The sequence below is a fragment of the Bradyrhizobium sp. 45 genome (assembly GCF_023073155.1).
Classification (GTDB): Bacteria; Pseudomonadota; Alphaproteobacteria; order Rhizobiales; family Xanthobacteraceae; genus Bradyrhizobium; species Bradyrhizobium canariense_D.
This window is the reverse complement of the sequence record NZ_JADPIX010000151.1, coordinates 29,822-49,777: the sequence shown is the minus strand read 5'-3', so window position 1 is coordinate 49,777 and position 19,956 is coordinate 29,822. Positions and strand designations below refer to the sequence as shown.

Sequence of the window (19,956 nt, the reverse complement as noted above, 5' to 3'; positions counted from 1 at the left end):
AACGGCGTTTCTGCAAAACACGTTCCGGGCCCTTCCAATGACAGTCGCGTGATAAGAAACGGTTAATCAGAGGTAACGGCATGGCCGAAAAATTGAACGATCCTGAGAGTTCCGGCCTGGCCGACAAGCTCATGCAATATCTGCCGGCGCGCTTCCGTCCCGGCACGGCCGTGGTGCCGGTGGTGCGGCTGTCCGGTGTGATCGGCGCAGTGACGCCGCTGCGCCCGGGCATGACGCTCGCGACGGTTTCGCGGGTTCTGGAGCGGGCGTTTTCGACGCGCAACGCCAAGGCGGTGGCGCTGGTGATCAATTCGCCCGGCGGCTCGCCGGTGCAGTCGCGCCAGATCTACCTGCGCATCAAGCAGCTCGCGGCGGAGAAGAAGCTGCCGGTGCTGGTGTTCGTCGAGGACGTCGCGGCCTCCGGCGGCTACATGATCGCGTGCGCCGGCGACGAGATCATCTGCGATCCGTCCTCGATCCTCGGCTCGATCGGCGTGGTCGGCGGCAGTTTTGGTTTCCAGGAGGCGATCAAGCGGCTCGGCATCGAGCGGCGCCTCTACACCGCCGGCGCGCACAAGGCGATGCTCGATCCGTTTCTCCCTGAAAACCCCGACGACGTCGCCAAGCTCAAGGCGCTCCAGCGCGAGATCCACCAGATCTTCATCGCGCTGGTGAAGGAGAGCCGCGGCGCGCGGTTGAAGGGCTCCGACGACACCCTGTTCACGGGCGAATACTGGGCCGGCGAGAGTTCGATCGCGCTGGGGCTCGCCGACAGCATCGGCGATCTCCGCTCAACTCTTCGTGCCCGCTATGGCGAGAAGGTTCTCACCCCCGTGATTGCCCAGCCGACCGGTCTGCTCTCCGGCCTTTTGGGCCGGAAATCGCCCGGCGCGGGGCAGCTTTCCGCCATGGAATCAATGGCCAGCCTGCCGGACGACCTGATCTCGGCGGTCGAGACGCGCGCGATCTGGGCGAAATTCGGGTTTTAGACGGAGCCCCTCCGCGCCATTTGGCCCCAAGGAGACTTGAAGCCGTGCCAATTGCGGCGCGGCCCGGTCTGCGCAAGAATGCGCGTGGGGGCTGAGCATTGTGAACAAGGAACGACCGATGCCGCCGTTCGTCGCATTCGCGGGCGTCCTGGGCGGGCTTGCCGTGGTCCGCTGGGCTTACAAGACCGCCGTCAGGATCAACCAGGAGCTGGAGGAGATGCGCCTCTCGCGCGTCGCCGAGGCCGCCCATATGGGGGCCGTCCAGACGCTGAAGCAGGATCCCGTCACCGGAGCATATCGGCCGGGTTAGTTGCTGCAGACGTCATGGCCGGGCTTGTCCCGGCCATCCACGCCTTGTCTCACCGCACGAAGAACGTGGATGCCCGGGACAAGCCCGGCCATGACGGAGAACTAGGCCCGAATCCACCCCCTTCACCTTGATTCCCACCCCTGCCGTCGATACGGTCCCGCGCGATTCAACCCCCCGCGAGAGCCCGATCTGACGATGGACGCCTCCTTGCCCGCCCATATGCGCCCGGAACGCTCGTTCCAGGGCTTTATCCTCGCGCTCCAGCGGTTCTGGGCCGAGCAGGGCTGCGTGATCCTGCAGCCCTACGATATGGAGATGGGTGCGGGTACCTTCCATCCGGCGACCACGCTGCGCGCGCTCGGGCCAAAGCCCTGGAATGCGGCCTACGTGCAGCCCTCGCGGCGGCCCAAGGACGGCCGCTACGGCGAGAATCCGAACCGGCTGCAGCACTACTACCAATTCCAGGTGATCATGAAGCCGTCGCCGGCGAACCTTCAGGAGCTGTACCTGAAGTCGCTCGCCGCGATCGGCATCGATTCCGCCGTGCACGACATTCGCTTCGTCGAGGACGATTGGGAGAGCCCGACGCTGGGCGCCTGGGGCCTCGGCTGGGAGTGCTGGTGCGACGGCATGGAAGTCAGCCAGTTCACCTATTTCCAGCAGGTCGCGGGTGTCGAATGCGCGCCGGTCGCGGGCGAACTCACCTACGGGCTCGAGCGCCTCGCGATGTACGTGCAGGGCGTCGACCGGGTCTACGACCTCAACTTCAACGGCCGCGACGGCGACGCCAAGGTCACCTATGGCGATGTCTTCCTGCAGGCCGAGCGGGAATATTCGAAGCACAATTTCGAAGTGGCCGACACCGCGATGCTGTTCGAGCAGTTCAAGATGGCGGAAGCCGCCTGCCGGAAATACCTCGATGCGGGTTGGAAAGATGGCAAGCGCGAGGCGCATCTGATGTCGCTTCCGGCCTATGACCAGTGCATCAAGGCAAGCCATGTGTTCAACCTGCTCGACGCGCGCGGCGTGATCTCCGTGACGGAGCGGCAGAGCTACATTCTTCGCGTGCGCGAACTGGCAAAAGCTTGCGGCGAGGCCTGGATACATACTGAAGCGGGCGGAGCGACCTGATGCCCGATCTTTTGCTTGAACTTTTCTCGGAAGAAATCCCCGCGCGCATGCAGGCCAAGGCGGCGGACGATCTGCGCCGCATGGTCACCGACAAGCTCGTCGCCGAGGGTCTCGTCTACGAAGGCGCGAAGGCGTTCGCGACGCCGCGCCGCCTTGCGCTTACCGTGCACGGCATCCCTGCGCGCCAGCCTGACCTGAAGACCGAACGCCGCGGACCGAAGATCGGTGCGGCCGACGCGGCCGTGCAGGGTTTTCTGAAAGCGACGGGTTTGACGTCGCTGGACGAGGCCAAGATCCAGCGCGATCCGAAGGGCGACTTCTACATCGCGCTGATCGAGAAGCCCGGCCGCGACGCCATCGACGTGCTCGCGGAAATCCTCCCCGTGATCATCCGCACTTTCCCTTGGCCGAAATCGATGCGCTGGGGCGCGCGCTCCGGCAAGCCGAGCTCGCTGAGCTGGGTGCGTCCGCTGCACGCGATCACCGCGACGTTCGGGCTCGAGACCGAAGAGCCCGATGTCGTCAAATTCTCGGTGGACGGCATCGAGGCCGGCCAGACCACTTACGGTCACCGCTTCATGGCTCCTAGCGCGATTTCCGTCCGCCGCTTCGAGGACTACGAAGCGAAGCTGAAGGCCGCAAAAGTCATCCTCGATCCGCAGGCGCGCAAGGACATCATCTTTGCCGACGCCAAGGAGCTGACCTTTGCGCAAGGGTTCGAACTGGTCGAGGATCAGGTGCTGCTCGATGAGGTTTCGGGTCTCGTCGAATGGCCCGTCGTCATGATGGGATCGTTCGAAGCGGAGTATCTCGCGATCCCCGACGAGGTGATCCGCGCCACCATCCGCAACAACCAGAAGTGCTTCGTCGTCAAAGATCCCAAGACGGGCAAGCTGACCAACAAGTTCGTGCTCACCGCCAACATCGAGGCGCCTGACGGCGGCAAGACCATCGTCGCCGGCAACGAGCGTGTGATTCGTCCGCGCTTGTCGGATGCGAAATTCTTCTACGAGACGGACCTGAAGACGAAGCTGGAAGACCGGCTGCCGAAGTTCGAGCAGATCGTGTTCCACGAGAAGCTCGGCACCCAGGCTGCGCGCATCAAGCGAATCGAGCGTCTCGCCGCAGAGATCGCGCCGCTCGTCGGCGCCGATGTCGCCAAGGCGACGCGCGCCGCGCATCTGGCGAAGGCGGATTTGCTGACCGAAGTCGTCGGCGAATTCCCCGAGGTGCAGGGCCTGATGGGCAAGTACTACGCGCTGGCCCAGGGCGAGGACGCCTCCGTCGCTGCCGCCTGCGAGGAGCACTATAAGCCGCAAGGGCCTGCCGATCGCGTGCCGACCGATCCGGTCAGCGTCGCAGTCGCGCTCGCGGACAAGCTCGACACGCTTGTCGGCTTCTGGGCGATCGACGAAAAGCCGACGGGATCGAAGGATCCGTATGCGCTGCGCCGCGCGGCGCTGGGTGTGATCAGGCTGATCGGTGAGAACGCACTGCGTATGTCGATCATGAAGATGGCGGCGTCCGCACTCGCCGGCTTGTCCTTGAAGCCTGCCGATGCGCAGAAGCTTCCGAGCGACCTGCTCGCCTTCTTCGCAGACCGGCTGAAAGTGCAGCTCCGCGAGCAGGGCGCGCGGCACGATCTGGTCGACGCCGTGTTCGCGCTCGGTGGCCAGGACGACCTTCTGATGATCGTCCGCCGCGTCGAGGCGCTTGGAAAATTCCTCGAGTCCGAGGACGGCAAGAATTTGCTCGCCGGCATCAAGCGCGCCAGCAATATCCTCGGCATCGAGGAGAAGAAGGACAAGCGCGCGTTCGAGGGCGCGCCCGATGCTGCGCTCTATGGCCTCGACGAGGAGAAGGCGCTGGCCAACGCGATCGGCGAAGTGAAGGCGGAGGCAAGCGCTGCTGTCGCGAAGGAAGACTTCGCTGCCGCGATGAGTGCGATGGCCAAGCTGCGTCCGCCGGTCGATGCGTTCTTCGAGAAAGTTCGCGTCAACGACGAGGATGCGAAGGTGCGTGAGAACCGGCTAAAATTGCTCAACGAGATCCGCAGCGCCACGCGTGCGGTGGCGGATTTCTCGAAGATCCAGGATTGAGCGCGTCTTGGCGCAACTGGACCCCGTCATGCCCGGGCTTGTCCCGGGCATCCACGTCCTTCTTCGCTCGCGGAGAGGCATGGATGGCCGGGACAAGCCCGGGCCATGACGACGGAGTTGGTGGCCGCAATTGCTGTGCGCGAAGAGTGCCCACACAAAAAGCCCCGCCCGGCGGGGGGAGGACCGGGCGGGGCCTGATGTCCGACTATACTGCTCGCGTCAGCCTGATTGATGTGACGCGCCGGACACCTAGTTGATACCGGAAACGTTAGTCCATCACCTCGACGATGCGCCGCGAGCGCGGCTCAACCAGCACGGTCTCGCCGTTTACGACGGTGTAGCGATAGGTGGTGGCGCCGAAACGTTGCGGCACGTCATAATAGGTGACGCCGCTTTCAGGTAAGGTGGCACCGACCACCACGCGATCCGGGATGCGGAAAGCCGGCACACGTTGTTCGACGACATAGTCGCGGAAAGCCGGCCGCTGCTCGACCGCAATGGTCGGGCCGCTCTCGACGACGACGGGCGCGCGTCCCACGGTGACGCTGCTTTGCGCCTGCGCCGCAAGGGGCGAGCCGATCGAGGCCGCGAGCGCTGCAAGAGCAAGAATCCTGTTCCGCATGGGCAACTCCTTCGAGAAGGTTTTCGGGAAGCGCCACTGGCGCGACCGGTTGCCAATGCATGCGTCTCCGCGATGTTCCGGAAAACGCCCGCCGCATTCGCGGCATTTTCGGGCAGTTTTCGCGAAGCCGGGAACTCGCGCGCCCCCGGTGCGTCTCTACCCGCGGAACCCAGTCCGCTATGATCCCGCCGCGATTCGCCCCACCCACGGAAAGAAAATTCATGCACATCACCGTCGCCCACATCTCGCCGATCCTGTCGCTGCTTGCGGGTGTGCTCATCCTGATCATGCCGCGCCTCCTGAACCTGATCGTCGCGATTTTTCTCATCATAAATGGTGCGATCGGGCTCGGATTGTTGAAGTGGCTCCATCTCTAGGCCTTCATTCTAGGGAACTCTTCGACTTGCGCGGACCTGCCCAAAGTGGTGTAAGGCGCGCAATTACCCATTCCTCTCGCAGGTTGTGTGCAAGCTATGGCCAAAGCCGCCTCGAAAACTCCAGCGAAAATTCCAGCGAAATCAAAGTCCTCCGCCAAGGCGAAAGCCGCGCCGGCGGCCCGCAAGGCTCTTGCCAAGCGCGCCCCGAAGCCCGTGGCCAAGGCCGCTGCCAAGCCGGCTGTGAAGCCTGCCGCCAAGTCGGTTTCCAAGGCTGTTGCAAAGGCAGCGACGAAGCCGGTTGCGCCGAAGGTCGCCGCGAAGCCGGTACCGAGCAAGACTGCTTCAACCAAGGCTGCGCCTGTTGCGGCCAAGGCCGGCAAGTGGGTGTTCACCTTTGGGGACGGCAAGGCCGAGGGCAAAGCGGAGATGCGCGATTTGCTCGGCGGCAAGGGCGCCAACCTCGCCGAGATGGCCAATCTCGGCCTGCCGGTGCCTCCGGGCTTCACCATCCCGACCTCGGTCTGCACCTATTTCTACGCGCATGACAAATCCTACCCGAAGGAATTGAAGTCGCAGGTTGAGAAGGCGCTCGATCATGTCGGCAAGTTGACCGGCAAGATCTTCGGCGATTCCAGGAATCCGCTGCTCGTTTCCGTGCGCTCCGGCGGCCGCGCCTCGATGCCGGGCATGATGGACACGGTGCTCAATCTCGGCCTCAACGACGAGACGGTGGAAGCGCTGTCGGAACTGTCGGGCGATCGCCGCTTCGCCTATGACAGCTATCGCCGCTTCATCACCATGTATTCGGACGTGGTGCTCGGCTTCGAGCATCATCATTTCGAGGAAATCCTCGATACCTTCAAGGACAGCCAGGGCTACACGCTCGACACGGATCTCACCGCCGACGACTGGGTCGATCTGGTCGGCAAGTACAAGGACGCGGTCGCGCGCGAAACGGGCAAGGATTTTCCGCAGGACCCGCACGACCAACTCTGGGGCGCGATCGGCGCGGTGTTTTCATCCTGGATGAACGCCCGCGCGGTGACCTACCGCAGGCTGCACGACATTCCGGAATCCTGGGGCACCGCGGTCAACGTGCAGGCCATGGTGTTCGGCAACATGGGCGAGACCTCGGCGACCGGCGTTGCCTTCACGCGCAATCCCTCGACCGGCGAGAGCAAGCTCTACGGCGAGTTCCTGATCAACGCGCAAGGGGAGGACGTGGTGGCGGGCATCCGCACACCGCAGGACATCACCGAGGAAGCGCGCAAGGACTCGGGCTCCGACAAGGCATCGATGGAATCGGCGATGCCGGAAGCCTTCAGGGAGCTGACGCGGATCTACACGCTGCTCGAGAAGCACTACCGCGACATGCAGGACATGGAGTTCACGGTCGAGCAGGGCAAGCTCTGGATGCTGCAGACCCGCGGCGGCAAGCGTACTGCCAAGGCGGCGCTGCGCATCGCGGTCGAGCTCGCCAATGAAGGCCTGATCACCAAGAAGGAAGCAGTGACGCGGATCGACCCCGCCTCGCTCGACCAGCTGCTGCATCCGACCATCGACCCCAACGCCAAGCGCGACGTGATTGCGACCGGCCTGCCGGCCTCGCCGGGTGCGGCCTCCGGCGAGATCGTGTTCTCCTCGGACGAAGCGGCCAAGCTTCAGGCCGACGGACGCAAGGTGATTCTGGTCCGGATCGAGACCAGCCCCGAAGACATCCACGGCATGCACGCCGCCGAAGGCATCTTGACCACCCGCGGCGGCATGACCTCGCATGCTGCGGTCGTCGCGCGCGGCATGGGCAAGCCCTGCGTCTCCGGCTGCGGCACCATCCGCGTCGATTACGGCCGCGGCACCATGAGCATCGGCTCACGCACCTTCAAGACCGGCGACGTCATCACCATCGACGGCTCGCTCGGCCAGGTGCTCGCCGGCCGCATGCCGATGATCGAGCCCGAGCTGTCCGGCGAGTTCGGCACGCTGATGAAATGGGCCGACCAGGTCCGCAAGATCGGCGTGCGCGTCAACGCCGACACGCCGGAGGACGCGCACACTGCGATCAAGTTCGGCGCGGAAGGCATCGGCCTCTGCCGTACCGAGCACATGTTCTTCGAGGAGACGCGCATCCGCACGGTGCGCGAGATGATCCTCTCCGAGGACGAGCAGTCGCGCCGCGCTGCGCTGGCAAAACTGCTGCCGATGCAGCGCGCCGACTTCGTCGAGTTGTTCGAGATCATGAAGGGCCTGCCCGTCACGATCCGCTTGCTTGATCCGCCGCTGCACGAGTTCCTGCCGCACACCCATGCCGAGGTCGAGGAAGTGGCGCGCGCCATGAACACCGACCCGCGGCGCCTGGCCGACCGCGCGCGGGAGCTGTCGGAGTTCAATCCGATGCTCGGCTTCCGCGGCTGCCGTATCGCGATAGCCTATCCCGAGATCGCCGAGATGCAGGCACGTGCGATCTTCGAAGCGGCGGTCGAGGCCGAGAAGCGCACCGGCAAGGCCGTCGGCCTCGAGGTGATGGTGCCGCTGATCGCCACCAAGATGGAGCTCGACCTCGTCAAGGCGCGCATCGATTCCACCGCGAAGGCGGTGATGCGCGACACCAACACCAAGCTGACCTATCAGGTCGGCACAATGATCGAGCTGCCGCGCGCCTGCCTGCTCGCGGCCGAGATCGCGGAGAGCGCCGAGTTCTTCTCATTCGGTACCAACGACCTCACGCAGACGACGTACGGCATCAGCCGTGACGATGCCGCAAGCTTCCTCGGCACCTACGTGTCCAAGGGCATCCTGCCGATCGATCCCTTTGTCGCGCTCGACCAGGAAGGCGTCGGCGAGCTCGTCAAGATCGGCGTCGCACGCGGTCGCAAGACGCGCCCCTCGCTCAAGGTCGGCATCTGCGGCGAGCACGGCGGCGATCCCGCCTCCGTCGCCTTCTGTCACGCGATCGGCCTCGACTACGTCTCCTGCTCGCCCTACCGCGTCCCGATCGCCCGCCTCGCCGCCGCGCAAGCCGCGCTCGGCAAGGCGATCGCGAGCCAAGCGTAAGGTAAGCGGCGAGTTGAATGTTGAGAGCGAAAGAGGCGGGGCCAAAACCCCGCCTCTTTCTTTTGAGGCGACGTTCTTGCCACACATTCAGTGTCATCGCCCGCGTAAGCGGGCGATCCAGTATTCCAGAGGCGGTGACGTGATAGGGAAGGAGCCGCGGCGTACTATGCCCCGCCTTCGCGGGGCATGGCGGCTATGGTCGAAGTGGCGATGGAACCGCGCGCATCCCGTAATGACACGTGCGCGCAAGAGTTCCTTCACCATTCGCGTTGACCAGTTGTTTACCCCTTCGCGTGAGGGCGCATTTACCAAGGCGCATCATCGCCCCGTGAGAACACCTGCGATTGCTTGCGTGTGCCGCATGCGCAACGCCGATTAACGCCCCAGCAACCTAAATTAGATACTCACGATAAAGATCGAATTGCACGGATGTACTGCGGCTCGATTTTTCTAGCGTAAGCGTAGCGTGAGCGTATCGATGTTTTTGTTGCGTACCCATCCGAAGGGCGCGCGGTTCGCGTCCTTCGGCATCGGTCTCTGCATCTTCGCATTGATGCCGAGAGAGACCGGCTATCAGGACATTGCCTCGCTGCTGGCGCGCCAACCCGGGGTCGCGGAGCGTTGGCAGAAGCAGGTATTCTCTGCTGCGTCCTCCATACAACTGGCCACTTACAGTTTTTCCCGGCCGATCGGCACTTCGGCTCCGCAGAGCGCGATGGTTCGTCTCGCGAGCCTCGACAGCCGCGACGTCACCGGCGCGATCAGCCGCAATCCGGCGCTGCAGGCGCCGCCCCGCTACCAGGCCGCCGATTTTCCCAAGGTCGATCGCTCGATGAAGGGTGATCGCCTCGCAACGGTCACGCCGACGCAGGCTCCCGAAGCGGGCGCGCCGACGGCAGTGCCGACGCAGGAGGATCCCGCGACGTCGAACAGCTCGGTGTTCGGCGCCAAGACCGTCGCGCTGCCGCAGGCGATGTCGCCGGAATCCGCGGCCGCGCTGGATCCCGAACTCGCGGAGGCGCTGCGTGCGCCGCCGCTGCCGCAATACACCAATGCGCCACAAGCCAGCGACGCTGCGCGCTCGCTCGCGCTCCAGCCGCTCGAAGCGCTGAAGCAGGCCACCATTCCGGCTGCACCGCCGCGCGATCCGTTCCGGGTCAAGACCTCGAGCCTGTTCTTCGGCAGTTCCTCGCTCGGAGGCAACGTCGAGAGCATCGAGAGCTGGCAACCCGGTGCGGAGCCGCTGATCGTGATGCCCGACCCCGACATGAAGGTGACGGCGTCGCTATCGCCGCCGTCGGAGGATATTGCGAAGGATATCGAAAGCGGCGAGAGCGTCGCGCCGAAGGGTGAGGTCAACGTCGACAATCAGCGCGCCAGATCGCCGGCGGAACGGCTCGCGCTCGACGACAAGTCGCGCGCGAAGTCCGAAAAATGCCTCGCGGAGGCCGTCTATTTCGAGTCCCGCGGCGAGGCCGTGCGCGGTCAGATGGCGGTTGCGCAGGTGGTGATGAACCGCGTGTTCTCCGGCAAATACCCGGACACCGTGTGCGGCGCCGTCTATCAGAACAAGCACCGCCATCTCGCTTGCCAGTTCACCTTTGCCTGCGACAACAATGCCGACGTGATCCGCGAGCCCGAGATGTGGGACCGTGCGAAAAAGATCTCGAAGGCCATGCTCGACGGCCAGATCTGGCTGCCCGAGGTCGGCAAGTCCACGCACTACCACGCCTATTGGGTGCGCCCGTCCTGGGTCGCCGAGATGAAGAAGATGTACAAGACCGGCGTCCACACCTTCTATCGCCCACGCGCCTGGGGCGATGGCAGCGAAGAGCCGAGCTGGGGCACCCCGGCGCAGACCGCCGCGCTCTCCGCCGAGCTCACTCAGCAAGCCAAGAGCTCCGCCGAGATGGGCGCGACCGAGCGGCGGTAGCGCCTCACGCCTCGATATCCAGCGCGCAGTCGAAATTTGGCGCCGAATGCGTCAGCGCGCCGGATGAGGCGTAGTCGACGCCGGTCGCAGCGATGGCTGGGATCGAGTCCAGGGTGACACCGCCGGATGCCTCCAGCTTGAGGCGTCCCTCGTTGAGCCTGACGGCTTCGCGCAGCGTCGCAATATCCATGTTGTCGAGCAGCACGGCGTCGGCAAGGCCGGTGTCGAGCACCTCGCGCAACTGCGGAAGCGTGTCGACCTCGATCTCGATCTTGACGAGATGGCCGGCCTGGGCGCGGGCGCGCTCCAGCACGGGACGGATGCCGCCGGCGACCGCGATGTGGTTGTCCTTGATCAGGATCGCGTCGTCGAGCCCGAAGCGGTGATTGAAGCCGCCGCCGCAGCGTACCGCGTATTTCTCCAAGGCGCGCAGCCCGGGCGTGGTCTTTCGCGTGCAGCAGATTCTCATCCGGGTGCCCTCGGTGCGCGCGACATAGTCCGCCGTGAGCGTCGCAACGCCCGACAGGCGGCCGACGAAATTCAGCGCGGTCCGCTCCGCCGTGAGGATGGCGCGTGCCGGCCCCGAGATCGTCAGCACCTGCTGCCCGCGGGCGACGCGCGCGGCGTCGCGAACATGTGCGCGTATCTCGATGTCGGGCGAAAGCTTTTGCAAGGTGGCGAGCGCCAGTGGCAAGCCGGCGATCACGCCGGACTGCCGCGCGACCAGGATTGCTTGCGCCTTCGTTGCTTCGGGGATCGTCGCAAGTGAGGTGATGTCGCCGGCGCGGCCGAGATCCTCATCGAGCGCGCGCAGCACGGCCTCGTCGATCGCGAGCGGGGAGAGGAAGGCGTCGGGATAAAGCAGAGAATTCGGGGTGATCATGGCAGACTCCGTCAGGCGGTCATCGGTTGCGCCGTGCGCGGTGTCGGGCGTTCGCTCAGGCTGTCCGCGATCTCGCGCACTGGTGCGAGCGTCGTCATCGTGCGTTGCGCGAGGGGGGGCACGTCCGCGGCATGGTCGGAGCGGAAGTGCGCGCCGCGGCTCTCGCGCCGGTTCCAGGCTGACGCCACCACGAGCAGGGCTGCCGTTGCCATGTTGCGGACCGCGATGCTCGTGGCCTCGCGTTCGAGCGCGGAGAAGCTGCGAACCGCGTCCGCAAGCCCGTCACCATTGCGGATCACGCCGACATGCGTGCTCATCAGCATCCGCAGCCGCTTCACGGCCGCAGCATCCGGCGCGCCGTCCCCCGGCGTCGGCACGTCCGCAAGACGTGCGGGCGAGGGAGTGGTGCGGCCGGCGATGTCGTCGGCGATGCGCGCGGCGTAGACCACGGCCTCCAACAGCGAATTCGACGCAAGCCGGTTCGCGCCATGCGCGCCGGTGGACGACGCTTCGCCGCCGGCCCAGAGCCCGTCGATCGAGCTGCGGCCGCGATCGTCCACCGCGATGCCGCCCATGTGATAGTGCGCCGCCGGTGCGATCGGGATGGCCTGCGTGGCGGGGTCGATCCCAGCGGCGATGCAGCTTGCATGGACGGACGGGAATCTGTCGGCAAAACGTGCGCCCAGCGCCTGCCGCGCATCGAGGAAGGCGCCGCGTCCGGCCGAGATCTCCGCGAACACGCCGCGGGCCACGATGTCGCGCGGTGCGAGCTCGGCGAGCGGATGGCGCGCCGCCATGAAACGCTCGCCACGGCCGTTGATCAGTGTCGCGCCTTCGCCGCGCAAGGCTTCCGTGGCGAGCGGCGCGGGATCGCGGCCGACCATGATGGCGGTCGGGTGAAATTGCACGAACTCGGGATCTGCAATCACCGCGCCGGCGCGTGCGGCGATCGCAAGGCCGGATCCGCTGGCCTCGCGCGGATTGGTGGTGACGGCATAGAGATGGCCGATGCCGCCCGTCGCGAGCACCACCATCCGCGCGGCGAGCAGGATCGGCTGTGCTGCCGCGTCGCCAGCTTCGCGCAATCGTAGGCCGGCGACCGCGCCGTCCTCGGTCAACAGCGCTTCGGCGACGAAACCTTCGATCAGCCGGATCGACGGCGTGCGCCGCACGGCTTCGCTCAGCGCCGCGATGATGGCGGCGCCCGCGCCATCGCCACGCACATGTACGATACGCCGCGCCGAGTGTGCGGCCTCGCGCCCGACTGCGAGCCTGCCTTCGAGATCGCGGTCGAACGGCACGCCATAGGCGAGAAGGTCGTGAATCCGCGGTGCGGCCTCGCGCGCGATCCCGAGTGCGACAGCTTCGTCGACGATGCCGCCGCCAACTGCAACCGTGTCCGCGGCGTGCGCTTCCGGCGTATCGCCTTCAGCCATTGCCGCGGCGATGCCGCCTTGCGCCCATGCAGACGACGCGCCCTGTCCGAGCGGCGCCGCCGAGATCAATATTACCGGCCGCGGCGCGAGCTTGAGCGCGCAGAACAATCCGGCAAGGCCGCCGCCGACGATGACGACGTCGTCGGAGCGGGGGAGGGTGTTGATGTTGTTTGTCATGGCTTTATCTCAGTTCTTCAAATTGATCATCCGCTCGACCGAGCGCCTTGCGCGGTCCGCGAGCGCGGGATCGATCGTCACTTCTGCGCGAAGCGTCAGCAGGCTCTCCAGAATGTTGGCGAGCGTGATGCGCTTCATGTGCGGGCAGATGTTGCAGGGGCGCAGCATCTCCACATCGGGCAGCTCGGCGCGGACATTGTCGGCCATCGAGCATTCCGTGATCATCACCAGCCGCCGCGGCCGCCGCTCGCGCACCCAGTTGATCATGTGCGCGGTCGAGCCCGTGAAATCGGCCTCGGCCAGCACGTCCGGCGGGCATTCGGGATGAGCGATGATCTGCACGGAGGGATCGGCCTCGCGGTAGCTGCGCAGCTCGGCGCCAGTGAAACGCTCGTGCACCTCGCAGGCGCCCTTCCAGGCAATGATCTTCACGTCGGTCTTCGAGGCCACGTAAGTGGCGAGATAGCGGTCGGGCAGGAAGATCACGGTTGGTGCGCCGAGGCTTTCGACCACCTGCACCGCGTTCGACGAGGTGCAGCAGATATCGACCTCGGCCTTCACCTCCGCGGAGGTGTTGACATAGGCAACGACAGGCACGCCGGGGAATTTTTCGCGGAGCAGGCGGACGTCGGCGCCGGTGATGCTGGCAGCGAGCGAGCAGCCGGCGCGCGTATCAGGAATAAGCACCGTCTTGTCCGGATTGAGCAGTTTCGACGTCTCCGCCATGAAGTGCACGCCGCACTGGACGATGATGCCGGCCTTCACCCTGGTGGCTTCGACCGCGAGCTGGAGCGAATCACCGCCGATGTCGGCGACGCAGTGGAAGATCTCCGGCGTCTGGTAATTGTGCGCGAGGATCACCGCGCCCCGGGCCTGCTTCAGCTCGTTGATCGCCTTGATCGTCGGGGCCATCAGCGGCCATTCGATCGGCGGGATGACACGTTTCACGCGCTCGTAAAGCGGTGCGGTGGCTCGCTCGACCTCCGGCGTCCATTCCAGTGAAGGCATCGGCAGCGAAGGTCCGGTTCGCGACTGCTTGGCCTGTGCCGGGGTGATCACGTGGCCCTGCGGCCGGTTGGCAAAGTCGTCGGGGCCGTAAATTCCAGTTAGCGGCATCCAAGCCTCCCGTGCATGTCATTTGTACTCATTTTGAGCATATATAAAGCCTGAGAAATCCGGCCGACAGGCCGGGGGATCATTCGATATGCTCGATATGAGCAAATATAAAATAACACGTCGTGTTGGGAGCCGCCAGATCTTGCCGCACACGTTTCCGTTAAGTCGCGCCCGGCGCGTCGGCTGAGGCCGCGAGGAAATGCAATGCTCCCGCGCCAGCTCTTCGCGGAATGCAATCGTTTTTGACTTGGGGTTTCCATGCAGATGCATTAAACGAGCTGGCTCGCGGCCGCCATTTGCGAATCCGCGACCACGCACGAGGAACAGCATGTCGATACAGATGGGTGAGCTCGGTTCGGTCTCCCGTTCCTCCTCCTGGCGCACGCCGGCGATCATCATTCTCTGCGGCTGCGCGATCGGGATGCTCGGGTTCGGCCCGCGCTCGGCGCTGGGCTTCTTCGTACAGCCGATGAGCCATGAATATGCCTGGGGCCGCGACGTGTTCGGCCTCGCGATCGCGTTTCAGAATTTGCTGTGGGGACTGGGCCAGCCCGTCGCCGGCGCGGTCGCCGATCGCTTCGGCCTGTTCCGGGTGATGTGCGTCGGCGCTCTGCTCTATGCCGGGGGCTTGCTCCTGATGCGCTACTCATCGACGCCGCTGTCGCTCAACATCGGCGCTGGTGTCATGGTCGGCTTCGGTCTCGCCGGCTGCTCGTTCAATCTGGTGCTCTCGGCCTTCACCAAGCTCTTGCCGGCCGAGAAGCGCGGCCTTGCGCTCGGCGCCGGCACTGCGGCGGGATCGTTCGGGCAATTCCTGTTCGCGCCGATCGGTGTGGCCCTAATCGACAATTTCGGCTGGCAGCAGGCGCTCACCGTGTTCGGCTTCCTGATGCTGCTGATCATCCCGTTGTCGCTGGCGCTCTCGACGCCGCCGGTCGCAAGCGCGGCAAATGCGGCGCCTGCGGACCAGCAGACCTTCACCAAAGCGCTCGCGGAAGCCTTCGGCCATCGCTCCTACGTGCTGCTTGTCCTCGGCTTCTTCACCTGCGGCTTCCAGCTTGCCTTCATCACGGTGCATCTGCCGGCCTTCCTGGTCGATAGCGGCATCTCCACGCAGATCGGCGGCTGGGTGATCGCGGCGATCGGCCTGTTCAACATCATGGGATCGCTCAGCGTCGGCTATCTCCAGAACAGCCTGCCCAAGCGCTACATCCTCTCGACCATCTATTTCACCCGCGCGCTTGCGACGCTTGCCTTCATCTCGTTTCCGATCACGCCGTTCTCGGCGATTGCGTTCGGCGCGGTCTCCGGCCTGACCTGGCTGTCGACCGTGCCACCGACCTCGGCACTGGTCGCGATCATGTTCGGCACGCGCTGGTTCGCCACGCTCTATGGCTTCGCCTTCGTCAGCCATCAGGTCGGCGGCTTCCTCGGCGTCTGGCTCGGCGGCATCGTGTTCGAGCGGTTCGGTTCCTACACGCCGATCTGGTGGCTCTCGATCCTGTTCGGCGTGCTCTCGGCGCTGATCAATCTTCCGATCGTGGAGAAACCGGTCCAGCGGACGGTTGCGCAGCCTGCCTGATCGGCTAAACATCCCCTGAAACAAGTCAGGGAGTTTTGCTGTGGCGACGTTCAAGGCGATCCGGATCGACAAGGCGGACAAGGGCACCACCGCGCAGCTCACGCAGTTCGACGAAGCCGAACTGATGGAGGGCGACGTCACCGTCCGCGTGGAATGGTCGACGTTGAACTACAAGGACGGCCTTGCGCTCACCGGCAAGGCGCCGGTGGTGCGCCGCTTCCCGATGATTGCCGGCATCGACTTCGCCGGCACCGTCGAGCAGTCCTCGCATCCGCAATGGAAGGCGGGCGATAAGGTTGTCTGCACCGGCTGGGGCATGGGCGAGACCCATCTTGGCGCCTATGCCGAGAAGGCGCGGGTGAAAGGCGACTGGCTGGTCGCTCTTCCGCAGGGCCTATCGGCGCGCGACGCCATGGCGATCGGCACTGCCGGCTTCACCGCGATGCTGTCCGTGCTGGCGCTGGAGAAGCACGGAGTGTCGCCGAACAGCGGTCCGGTCGTGGTGACGGGGGCTGCAGGCGGCGTCGGCTCGGTTGCGACCGCCGTGCTCTCGAAGCTCGGCTATCACGTCATCGCCTCCACCGGACGTGCGTCCGAAGCGGACTATCTGAAAGAGATCGGCGCGGCTGAGGTGATCGACCGCAACGAATTGTCGGCGGCCGCCAAGCCCATCGCCAAGGAGCGCTGGGCGGGTGGCGTCGACAGCGTCGGCTCGACCACGCTCGCAAACCTGCTGTCGATGACGAAGTACGGCGGCGCGATCGCGGCCTGCGGCTTGGCTGCCGGCATGGACCTGCCGTCTTCCGTCGCACCCTTCATTTTGCGCGGGGTGTGCCTTCTCGGCATCGATTCCGTGATGTGCCCGATCGAGCCGCGGAAAGCTGCCTGGCAACGCCTGGCGTCCGATCTGGACCGGTCAAAACTAGCTGAAATTACTCACGAAATTCCGCTTTCTGAAGTTCCGGAGTGGGGCGCGAAAATCCTCGCCGGCCAGGTCCGCGGTCGCACCGTTGTAAAAATTGTCTAACGGCGTTCAGACTTTACCAACCATGCTGCTTCAATGTCGCCATGGTTAGTATGGTAAGCAGCAGGTAAAGAGATAAGGCATAGCCCGCTGCGGGGTTGGTTCGGAGTTGAGCATGCTTGCGCGTATTGTGTTGGGGGCGGTCACGGCGGTAGCGACGCTTACGCCGGCCATTGCTGGAAGCATGAACGCCGATGAGGCGCGCCGCTTCGTCGCCGGGAAGGTGTTTGCTTTCACCTGCTTTGACGGCACCCGGGGCGCGGGCCGCATCATGGACGACCTCGGCGCCGCCGGCGCCGTGCAGTTCTCGGGTGCAGGTCCGGTGAAACATCTCCGCCTGCCCGGCAACACGCTGCAGATCCGCGGCCAGAACGTCTGCGCCTCGATCAAGGGCATTCCGTTCGAGCCCTGTTTCAACCTTGAAAAGACCGACGATCGCAGTTTCCGCGGCTCGGTATCGGGGATGGGCTTCGCCTATTGCGACTTCCATCACCAGGGCGGCAACCAGATGCTGATGGCGCGGGCCGTCGCGCGGCCGCGCTCGCTGCGCACCTCGGAACACACGGGTTCGGTCGGCACGCCCAACACCGAAGTCGCCGCGCGTGTCGAGACCCCGCGCGTCGAGAGTAGCCGGCTCGAGCCGGTGAAGCCGCAGGTCAAATCGGAGCCCGCCAGGGACGACGCCCCGCTGGAGCTGCGCCGCTCCACCCAGTGAGTTGGTGCGCGGGACAGTCCGCGCACTTTGTCGTTGAGAGCTGCCATCAGACACGAAGCCGCCGCGCCGTAGTCATACGGACGGCGGCTTTCATGCGTTGGTAGCTGTTCGCGCCCCAGTTTGCGTACGGCCGGGGGCGCGGCCCGATAAAAGGGTTCAACGATGTCGCTGTACTTCTTCCGTATCAGCACGGGCCGCTATTCCGGTGCTGCCGACCAGCCATATGAGTTCGAGGACCGCGCCGCGGCCTGGACCGAGATGACCGAAGTCTGTGCCAATTTGCTCGGCGGCATCTCGCGCGGCCTGAAACAGGATGCCGAATGGCGCATGGAGCTGCTCGACGAGAACAAGGAGCCGGTGTTCCGGATCAGCTTGATTGGCGAGAGCCAAAAGGCCCTTGGTCACTGGCTAGAAATCGGGCATCCTACCGCCGCGTGTGGTTAACCTGTTAAGCGCGCGGACCGTGCCGTTTTTCAAGGGATTTTCCGGTAAGTCCGGTATTTGTCCGGGGGCGATCGTTAACCAGATCACCACACCTGAAGCTCAGTTTTTAGGCAAGGGCGATCAACGCCGAGGGCGGCCGACAATGACTTGGCCGCGCAACCCGGGAAACGCCCTCATGTCGAGACTCATCCAGAATCTGCAAATCGGTACCAAGCTCGCGCTCGCTTCGGCGTTCGGCGTTGTTCTCGTCGGCGCCATGATCGCGAGCCAGGTCATCGGCAACAACAACGTGGGGCATTCCAACCAGGCCGCGCTTGCGCAGCAGGAATTGGTGCGCGAGGCTACCGAAGCCAAGCTTGGGATACGCGGCTTGCAACTCGCCGTACGGGACATGCGTCTCGCCAACAATCAGGGTGACTTGCAAAAGGCGAGCGAGCTTCTGCTGGAGCGGTCGAAAGCACTGAACGGCGTTGTCGATTCCATGCTCAGGTTGTCGCACGCCCCGGAAAACCGCGCGCGGATGGAGAAGCTCAAGTCTACGTCGGCCGATTACCTGAAGGGCGCGCAGCAGAACGCCTCTGTTCGCAGCGAGGCCATTGCGGTTGCGGCCACGGACCCCGTCCGCGCCGCCAAGATTTCCGAGGAAGGCGCGCGCCAGATCCGCGAGGTGACGCTGCCGCTTGCCACACAGCTGGACAATTTGACCAGCGAGATTGCCGATTTCGCCAAGCACAAGAGCGATGAAGAAATCGCTGCCGCGAGCCAGGAGATGGCCGTGAGCGAGCGTCTCGGCATGGTGGTCGGTGCGTGCGCCGTGCTCGTCCTCATCGGTTCGTGGCTGATGTCCTTCCTGACCATCGCGCGGCCGATCCGCGCGCTCACGGTTGCCATGGACAAGCTCGCTGGTGGTGACTTCTCTGTTGTCCTGCCGGGTCTCGGCCGCAAGGACGAGGTCGGCGGTGTCACCGCGGCCGTCGAGAAATTCAAGGTCGTGTCGGAGCAGAAGGCGCGCCAGGAAGCGGAAGCCAAGATGCGGCAGGACCAGGTGGCGGCCGAGCAGCGCAAGGCCGATATGCGCAAGCTTGCTGATAGTTTCGAAGGCGCCGTCGGCGAGATCGTCGATACGGTGTCGTCGGCCGCGACGGAGCTCGAGGCTTCGGCCTCGACGTTGACCTCGACGGCGGAGCGGGCACAGGAACTGACGATAGTTGTGGCTGCGGCCTCCGAGGAGGCGTCGACCAACGTGCAATCGGTGGCGTCGGCCACGGAAGAGCTGTCGTCTTCAATTACGGAGATTAGCCGCCAAGTGCAGGAATCGGCGCGGGTCGCGAGCGAGGCGGTTACCCAAGCCCGAACCACGACCGACCGTGTCGGAGAATTGTCCAAGGCGGCGGCTCGCATTGGCGACGTGGTCGAGCTGATCAACACCATCGCCGGCCAGACCAACCTGCTGGCGCTTAATGCCACCATCGAGGCGGCACGCGCCGGCGAGGCCGGTCGCGGTTTTGCGGTGGTGGCTTCCGAAGTGAAGGCGCTTGCCGAGCAGACCGCGAAGGCGACCGGCGAGATCGGCCAGCAGATTTCCGGCATTCAGGCCGCGACGCAGGACTCCGTCGCCGCCATCAGCGCCATCAGCAACACCATTGAAAAGCTGTCCGAGATATCGTCCACGATCGCGGCGGCCGTCGAGGAGCAGGGCGCGGCGACGCAGGAGATCTCGCGCAACGTGCAGCAGGCGGCCGAAGGCACCCATCAGGTCTCGTCCAACATCACCGACGTGCAGCGCGGTGCAGGCGAAACCGGCTCGGCATCGTCGCAGGTGCTGGCAGCCGCGCGGTCATTGTCCGGCGACAGCAACCGCCTCAAGCTCGAGGTCGGCAAGTTCCTCGACACCGTGCGCGCCGCCTAAGAACCTCGTTCCAGACAGTTCGGAAGACGCCCTGCCTCCTCAGGCGGGCGTTTTTGCATCCTGATCTTCGCCGCGAACGTCTCGCGCATGACTTCGGCGAACGTCGGCTGCAAAAGCAAACAGTGGCGACCTCAAGCTGAAATTTACAACTTTCTGGC

Annotated in this window: 16 protein-coding genes; 12 read left to right on the top strand and 4 right to left on the bottom strand. The window is 64.8% G+C overall.

All coding sequences use genetic code 11. From position 1 onward, the window contains the following. Window positions 1–80: 80 nt before the first annotated feature. From IVB42_RS36730 to glyS, 4 genes are all read left to right on the top strand, one after another. Window positions 81–989 carry a S49 family peptidase gene (locus IVB42_RS36730; protein ID WP_247372701.1) on the top strand — a complete coding sequence of 303 codons (909 nt, stop codon included), beginning with the start codon at window positions 81–83 and terminating at the stop codon, window positions 987–989. A gap of 118 nt (window positions 990–1,107) precedes the next feature. Further along, complete coding sequence (locus tag IVB42_RS36725; protein ID WP_085352613.1) at window positions 1,108–1,299, top strand: hypothetical protein; 192 nt, start codon at window positions 1,108–1,110, stop codon at window positions 1,297–1,299. A gap of 195 nt (window positions 1,300–1,494) precedes the next feature. Further along, window positions 1,495–2,430 carry a glycine--tRNA ligase subunit alpha gene (locus tag IVB42_RS36720; RefSeq protein WP_204513855.1) on the top strand — a complete coding sequence of 312 codons (936 nt, stop codon included), beginning with the start codon at window positions 1,495–1,497 and terminating at the stop codon, window positions 2,428–2,430. Further along, on the top strand, window positions 2,430–4,529 hold the full coding sequence (glyS, locus tag IVB42_RS36715; protein WP_247396534.1) for a glycine--tRNA ligase subunit beta: 2,100 nt from the start codon (window positions 2,430–2,432) through the stop codon (window positions 4,527–4,529). Before IVB42_RS36720 ends, glyS begins: the two co-directional genes overlap by 1 nt. A 268-nt stretch (window positions 4,530–4,797) precedes the next feature. Here glyS and IVB42_RS36710 read toward each other — a convergent pair whose 3' ends face one another. Continuing rightward, window positions 4,798–5,151, bottom strand: a complete 354-nt coding sequence (locus IVB42_RS36710) for a DUF1236 domain-containing protein (RefSeq protein WP_018454893.1) — start codon at window positions 5,149–5,151, stop codon at window positions 4,798–4,800. Window positions 5,152–5,372: 221 nt separating this feature from the next. On the opposite strand from IVB42_RS36710, the gene IVB42_RS36705 reads away from it, so the two are divergent. The 3 genes from IVB42_RS36705 (at window position 5,373) to IVB42_RS36695 (ending at window position 10,512) form a co-directional block, all read left to right on the top strand. Beyond that, entirely contained in the window at window positions 5,373–5,528 is a 156-nt protein-coding gene (locus IVB42_RS36705; protein ID WP_007594951.1) for a DUF3096 domain-containing protein, read from the top strand. 96 nt (window positions 5,529–5,624) lie between these two features. Then, window positions 5,625–8,579 (top strand): pyruvate, phosphate dikinase, encoded by a 2,955-nt coding sequence (gene ppdK, locus IVB42_RS36700; RefSeq protein WP_247372703.1) that lies wholly within the window; start codon window positions 5,625–5,627, stop codon window positions 8,577–8,579. Between the two features lie 478 nt (window positions 8,580–9,057). Next, complete coding sequence (locus tag IVB42_RS36695) at window positions 9,058–10,512, top strand: cell wall hydrolase (protein ID WP_247391676.1); 1,455 nt, start codon at window positions 9,058–9,060, stop codon at window positions 10,510–10,512. A 4-nt stretch (window positions 10,513–10,516) separates the two neighbouring features. Here the strand turns inward: IVB42_RS36695 and nadC are convergent, their stop codons facing one another. Genes nadC through nadA form a run of 3 tightly spaced genes read right to left on the bottom strand, consistent with a single transcriptional unit; the run spans window position 10,517 to window position 14,124 of the window. Then, the gene (gene nadC, locus IVB42_RS36690; RefSeq protein WP_247391679.1) at window positions 10,517–11,395 is read right to left on the bottom strand and encodes a carboxylating nicotinate-nucleotide diphosphorylase; all 879 of its coding nucleotides are present in this window, start codon (window positions 11,393–11,395) and stop codon (window positions 10,517–10,519) included. A gap of 11 nt (window positions 11,396–11,406) precedes the next feature. Then, window positions 11,407–13,008 carry an L-aspartate oxidase gene (locus tag IVB42_RS36685; protein WP_247396529.1) on the bottom strand — a complete coding sequence of 534 codons (1,602 nt, stop codon included), beginning with the start codon at window positions 13,006–13,008 and terminating at the stop codon, window positions 11,407–11,409. A gap of 9 nt (window positions 13,009–13,017) precedes the next feature. Further along, window positions 13,018–14,124 carry a quinolinate synthase NadA gene (nadA, locus tag IVB42_RS36680; protein WP_247396527.1) on the bottom strand — a complete coding sequence of 369 codons (1,107 nt, stop codon included), beginning with the start codon at window positions 14,122–14,124 and terminating at the stop codon, window positions 13,018–13,020. A gap of 328 nt (window positions 14,125–14,452) precedes the next feature. Between nadA and IVB42_RS36675 the strand changes: the two genes are divergently transcribed. The 5 genes from IVB42_RS36675 (at window position 14,453) to IVB42_RS36655 (ending at window position 19,798) form a co-directional block, all read left to right on the top strand. Then, the gene (locus IVB42_RS36675) at window positions 14,453–15,706 is read left to right on the top strand and encodes an MFS transporter (RefSeq protein WP_085352605.1); all 1,254 of its coding nucleotides are present in this window, start codon (window positions 14,453–14,455) and stop codon (window positions 15,704–15,706) included. 40 nt (window positions 15,707–15,746) lie between these two features. Then, entirely contained in the window at window positions 15,747–16,733 is a 987-nt protein-coding gene (locus IVB42_RS36670; RefSeq protein ID WP_085352604.1) for an MDR family oxidoreductase, read from the top strand. A 112-nt stretch (window positions 16,734–16,845) separates the two neighbouring features. After that, window positions 16,846–17,445, top strand: coding sequence for a hypothetical protein (locus tag IVB42_RS36665; protein ID WP_026233672.1), 600 nt, complete (start codon window positions 16,846–16,848; stop codon window positions 17,443–17,445). A 162-nt stretch (window positions 17,446–17,607) separates the two neighbouring features. Then, on the top strand, window positions 17,608–17,889 hold the full coding sequence (locus tag IVB42_RS36660; protein WP_247472049.1) for a hypothetical protein: 282 nt from the start codon (window positions 17,608–17,610) through the stop codon (window positions 17,887–17,889). Window positions 17,890–18,064: 175 nt separating this feature from the next. Beyond that, window positions 18,065–19,798: a methyl-accepting chemotaxis protein gene (locus IVB42_RS36655; RefSeq protein ID WP_231188787.1), complete on the top strand. Its 1,734-nt coding sequence runs from the start codon at window positions 18,065–18,067 to the stop codon at window positions 19,796–19,798. Window positions 19,799–19,956: the final 158 nt, after the last annotated feature.

What these genes read in the sequence shown, in the direction of transcription:
- IVB42_RS36725 (WP_085352613.1), top strand. Translation starts at nt 1,108, where the DNA reads ATGCCGCCGTTCGTCGCATTCGCGGGCGTCCTGGGCGGGCTTGCCGTG.
- nadA (WP_247396527.1), bottom strand. Translation starts at nt 14,124, where the DNA reads ATGCCGCTAACTGGAATTTACGGCCCCGACGACTTTGCCAACCGGCCG.
- IVB42_RS36685 (WP_247396529.1), bottom strand. Translation starts at nt 13,008, where the DNA reads ATGACAAACAACATCAACACCCTCCCCCGCTCCGACGACGTCGTCATC.
- IVB42_RS36710 (WP_018454893.1), bottom strand. Translation starts at nt 5,151, where the DNA reads ATGCGGAACAGGATTCTTGCTCTTGCAGCGCTCGCGGCCTCGATCGGC.
- IVB42_RS36665 (WP_026233672.1), top strand. Translation starts at nt 16,846, where the DNA reads ATGCTTGCGCGTATTGTGTTGGGGGCGGTCACGGCGGTAGCGACGCTT.
- IVB42_RS36720 (WP_204513855.1), top strand. Translation starts at nt 1,495, where the DNA reads ATGGACGCCTCCTTGCCCGCCCATATGCGCCCGGAACGCTCGTTCCAG.
- IVB42_RS36705 (WP_007594951.1), top strand. Translation starts at nt 5,373, where the DNA reads ATGCACATCACCGTCGCCCACATCTCGCCGATCCTGTCGCTGCTTGCG.
- IVB42_RS36655 (WP_231188787.1), top strand. Translation starts at nt 18,065, where the DNA reads ATGTCGAGACTCATCCAGAATCTGCAAATCGGTACCAAGCTCGCGCTC.
- IVB42_RS36695 (WP_247391676.1), top strand. Translation starts at nt 9,058, where the DNA reads ATGTTTTTGTTGCGTACCCATCCGAAGGGCGCGCGGTTCGCGTCCTTC.
- IVB42_RS36730 (WP_247372701.1), top strand. Translation starts at nt 81, where the DNA reads ATGGCCGAAAAATTGAACGATCCTGAGAGTTCCGGCCTGGCCGACAAG.
- IVB42_RS36660 (WP_247472049.1), top strand. Translation starts at nt 17,608, where the DNA reads ATGTCGCTGTACTTCTTCCGTATCAGCACGGGCCGCTATTCCGGTGCT.
- IVB42_RS36675 (WP_085352605.1), top strand. Translation starts at nt 14,453, where the DNA reads ATGTCGATACAGATGGGTGAGCTCGGTTCGGTCTCCCGTTCCTCCTCC.
- ppdK (WP_247372703.1), top strand. Translation starts at nt 5,625, where the DNA reads ATGGCCAAAGCCGCCTCGAAAACTCCAGCGAAAATTCCAGCGAAATCA.
- nadC (WP_247391679.1), bottom strand. Translation starts at nt 11,395, where the DNA reads ATGATCACCCCGAATTCTCTGCTTTATCCCGACGCCTTCCTCTCCCCG.
- glyS (WP_247396534.1), top strand. Translation starts at nt 2,430, where the DNA reads ATGCCCGATCTTTTGCTTGAACTTTTCTCGGAAGAAATCCCCGCGCGC.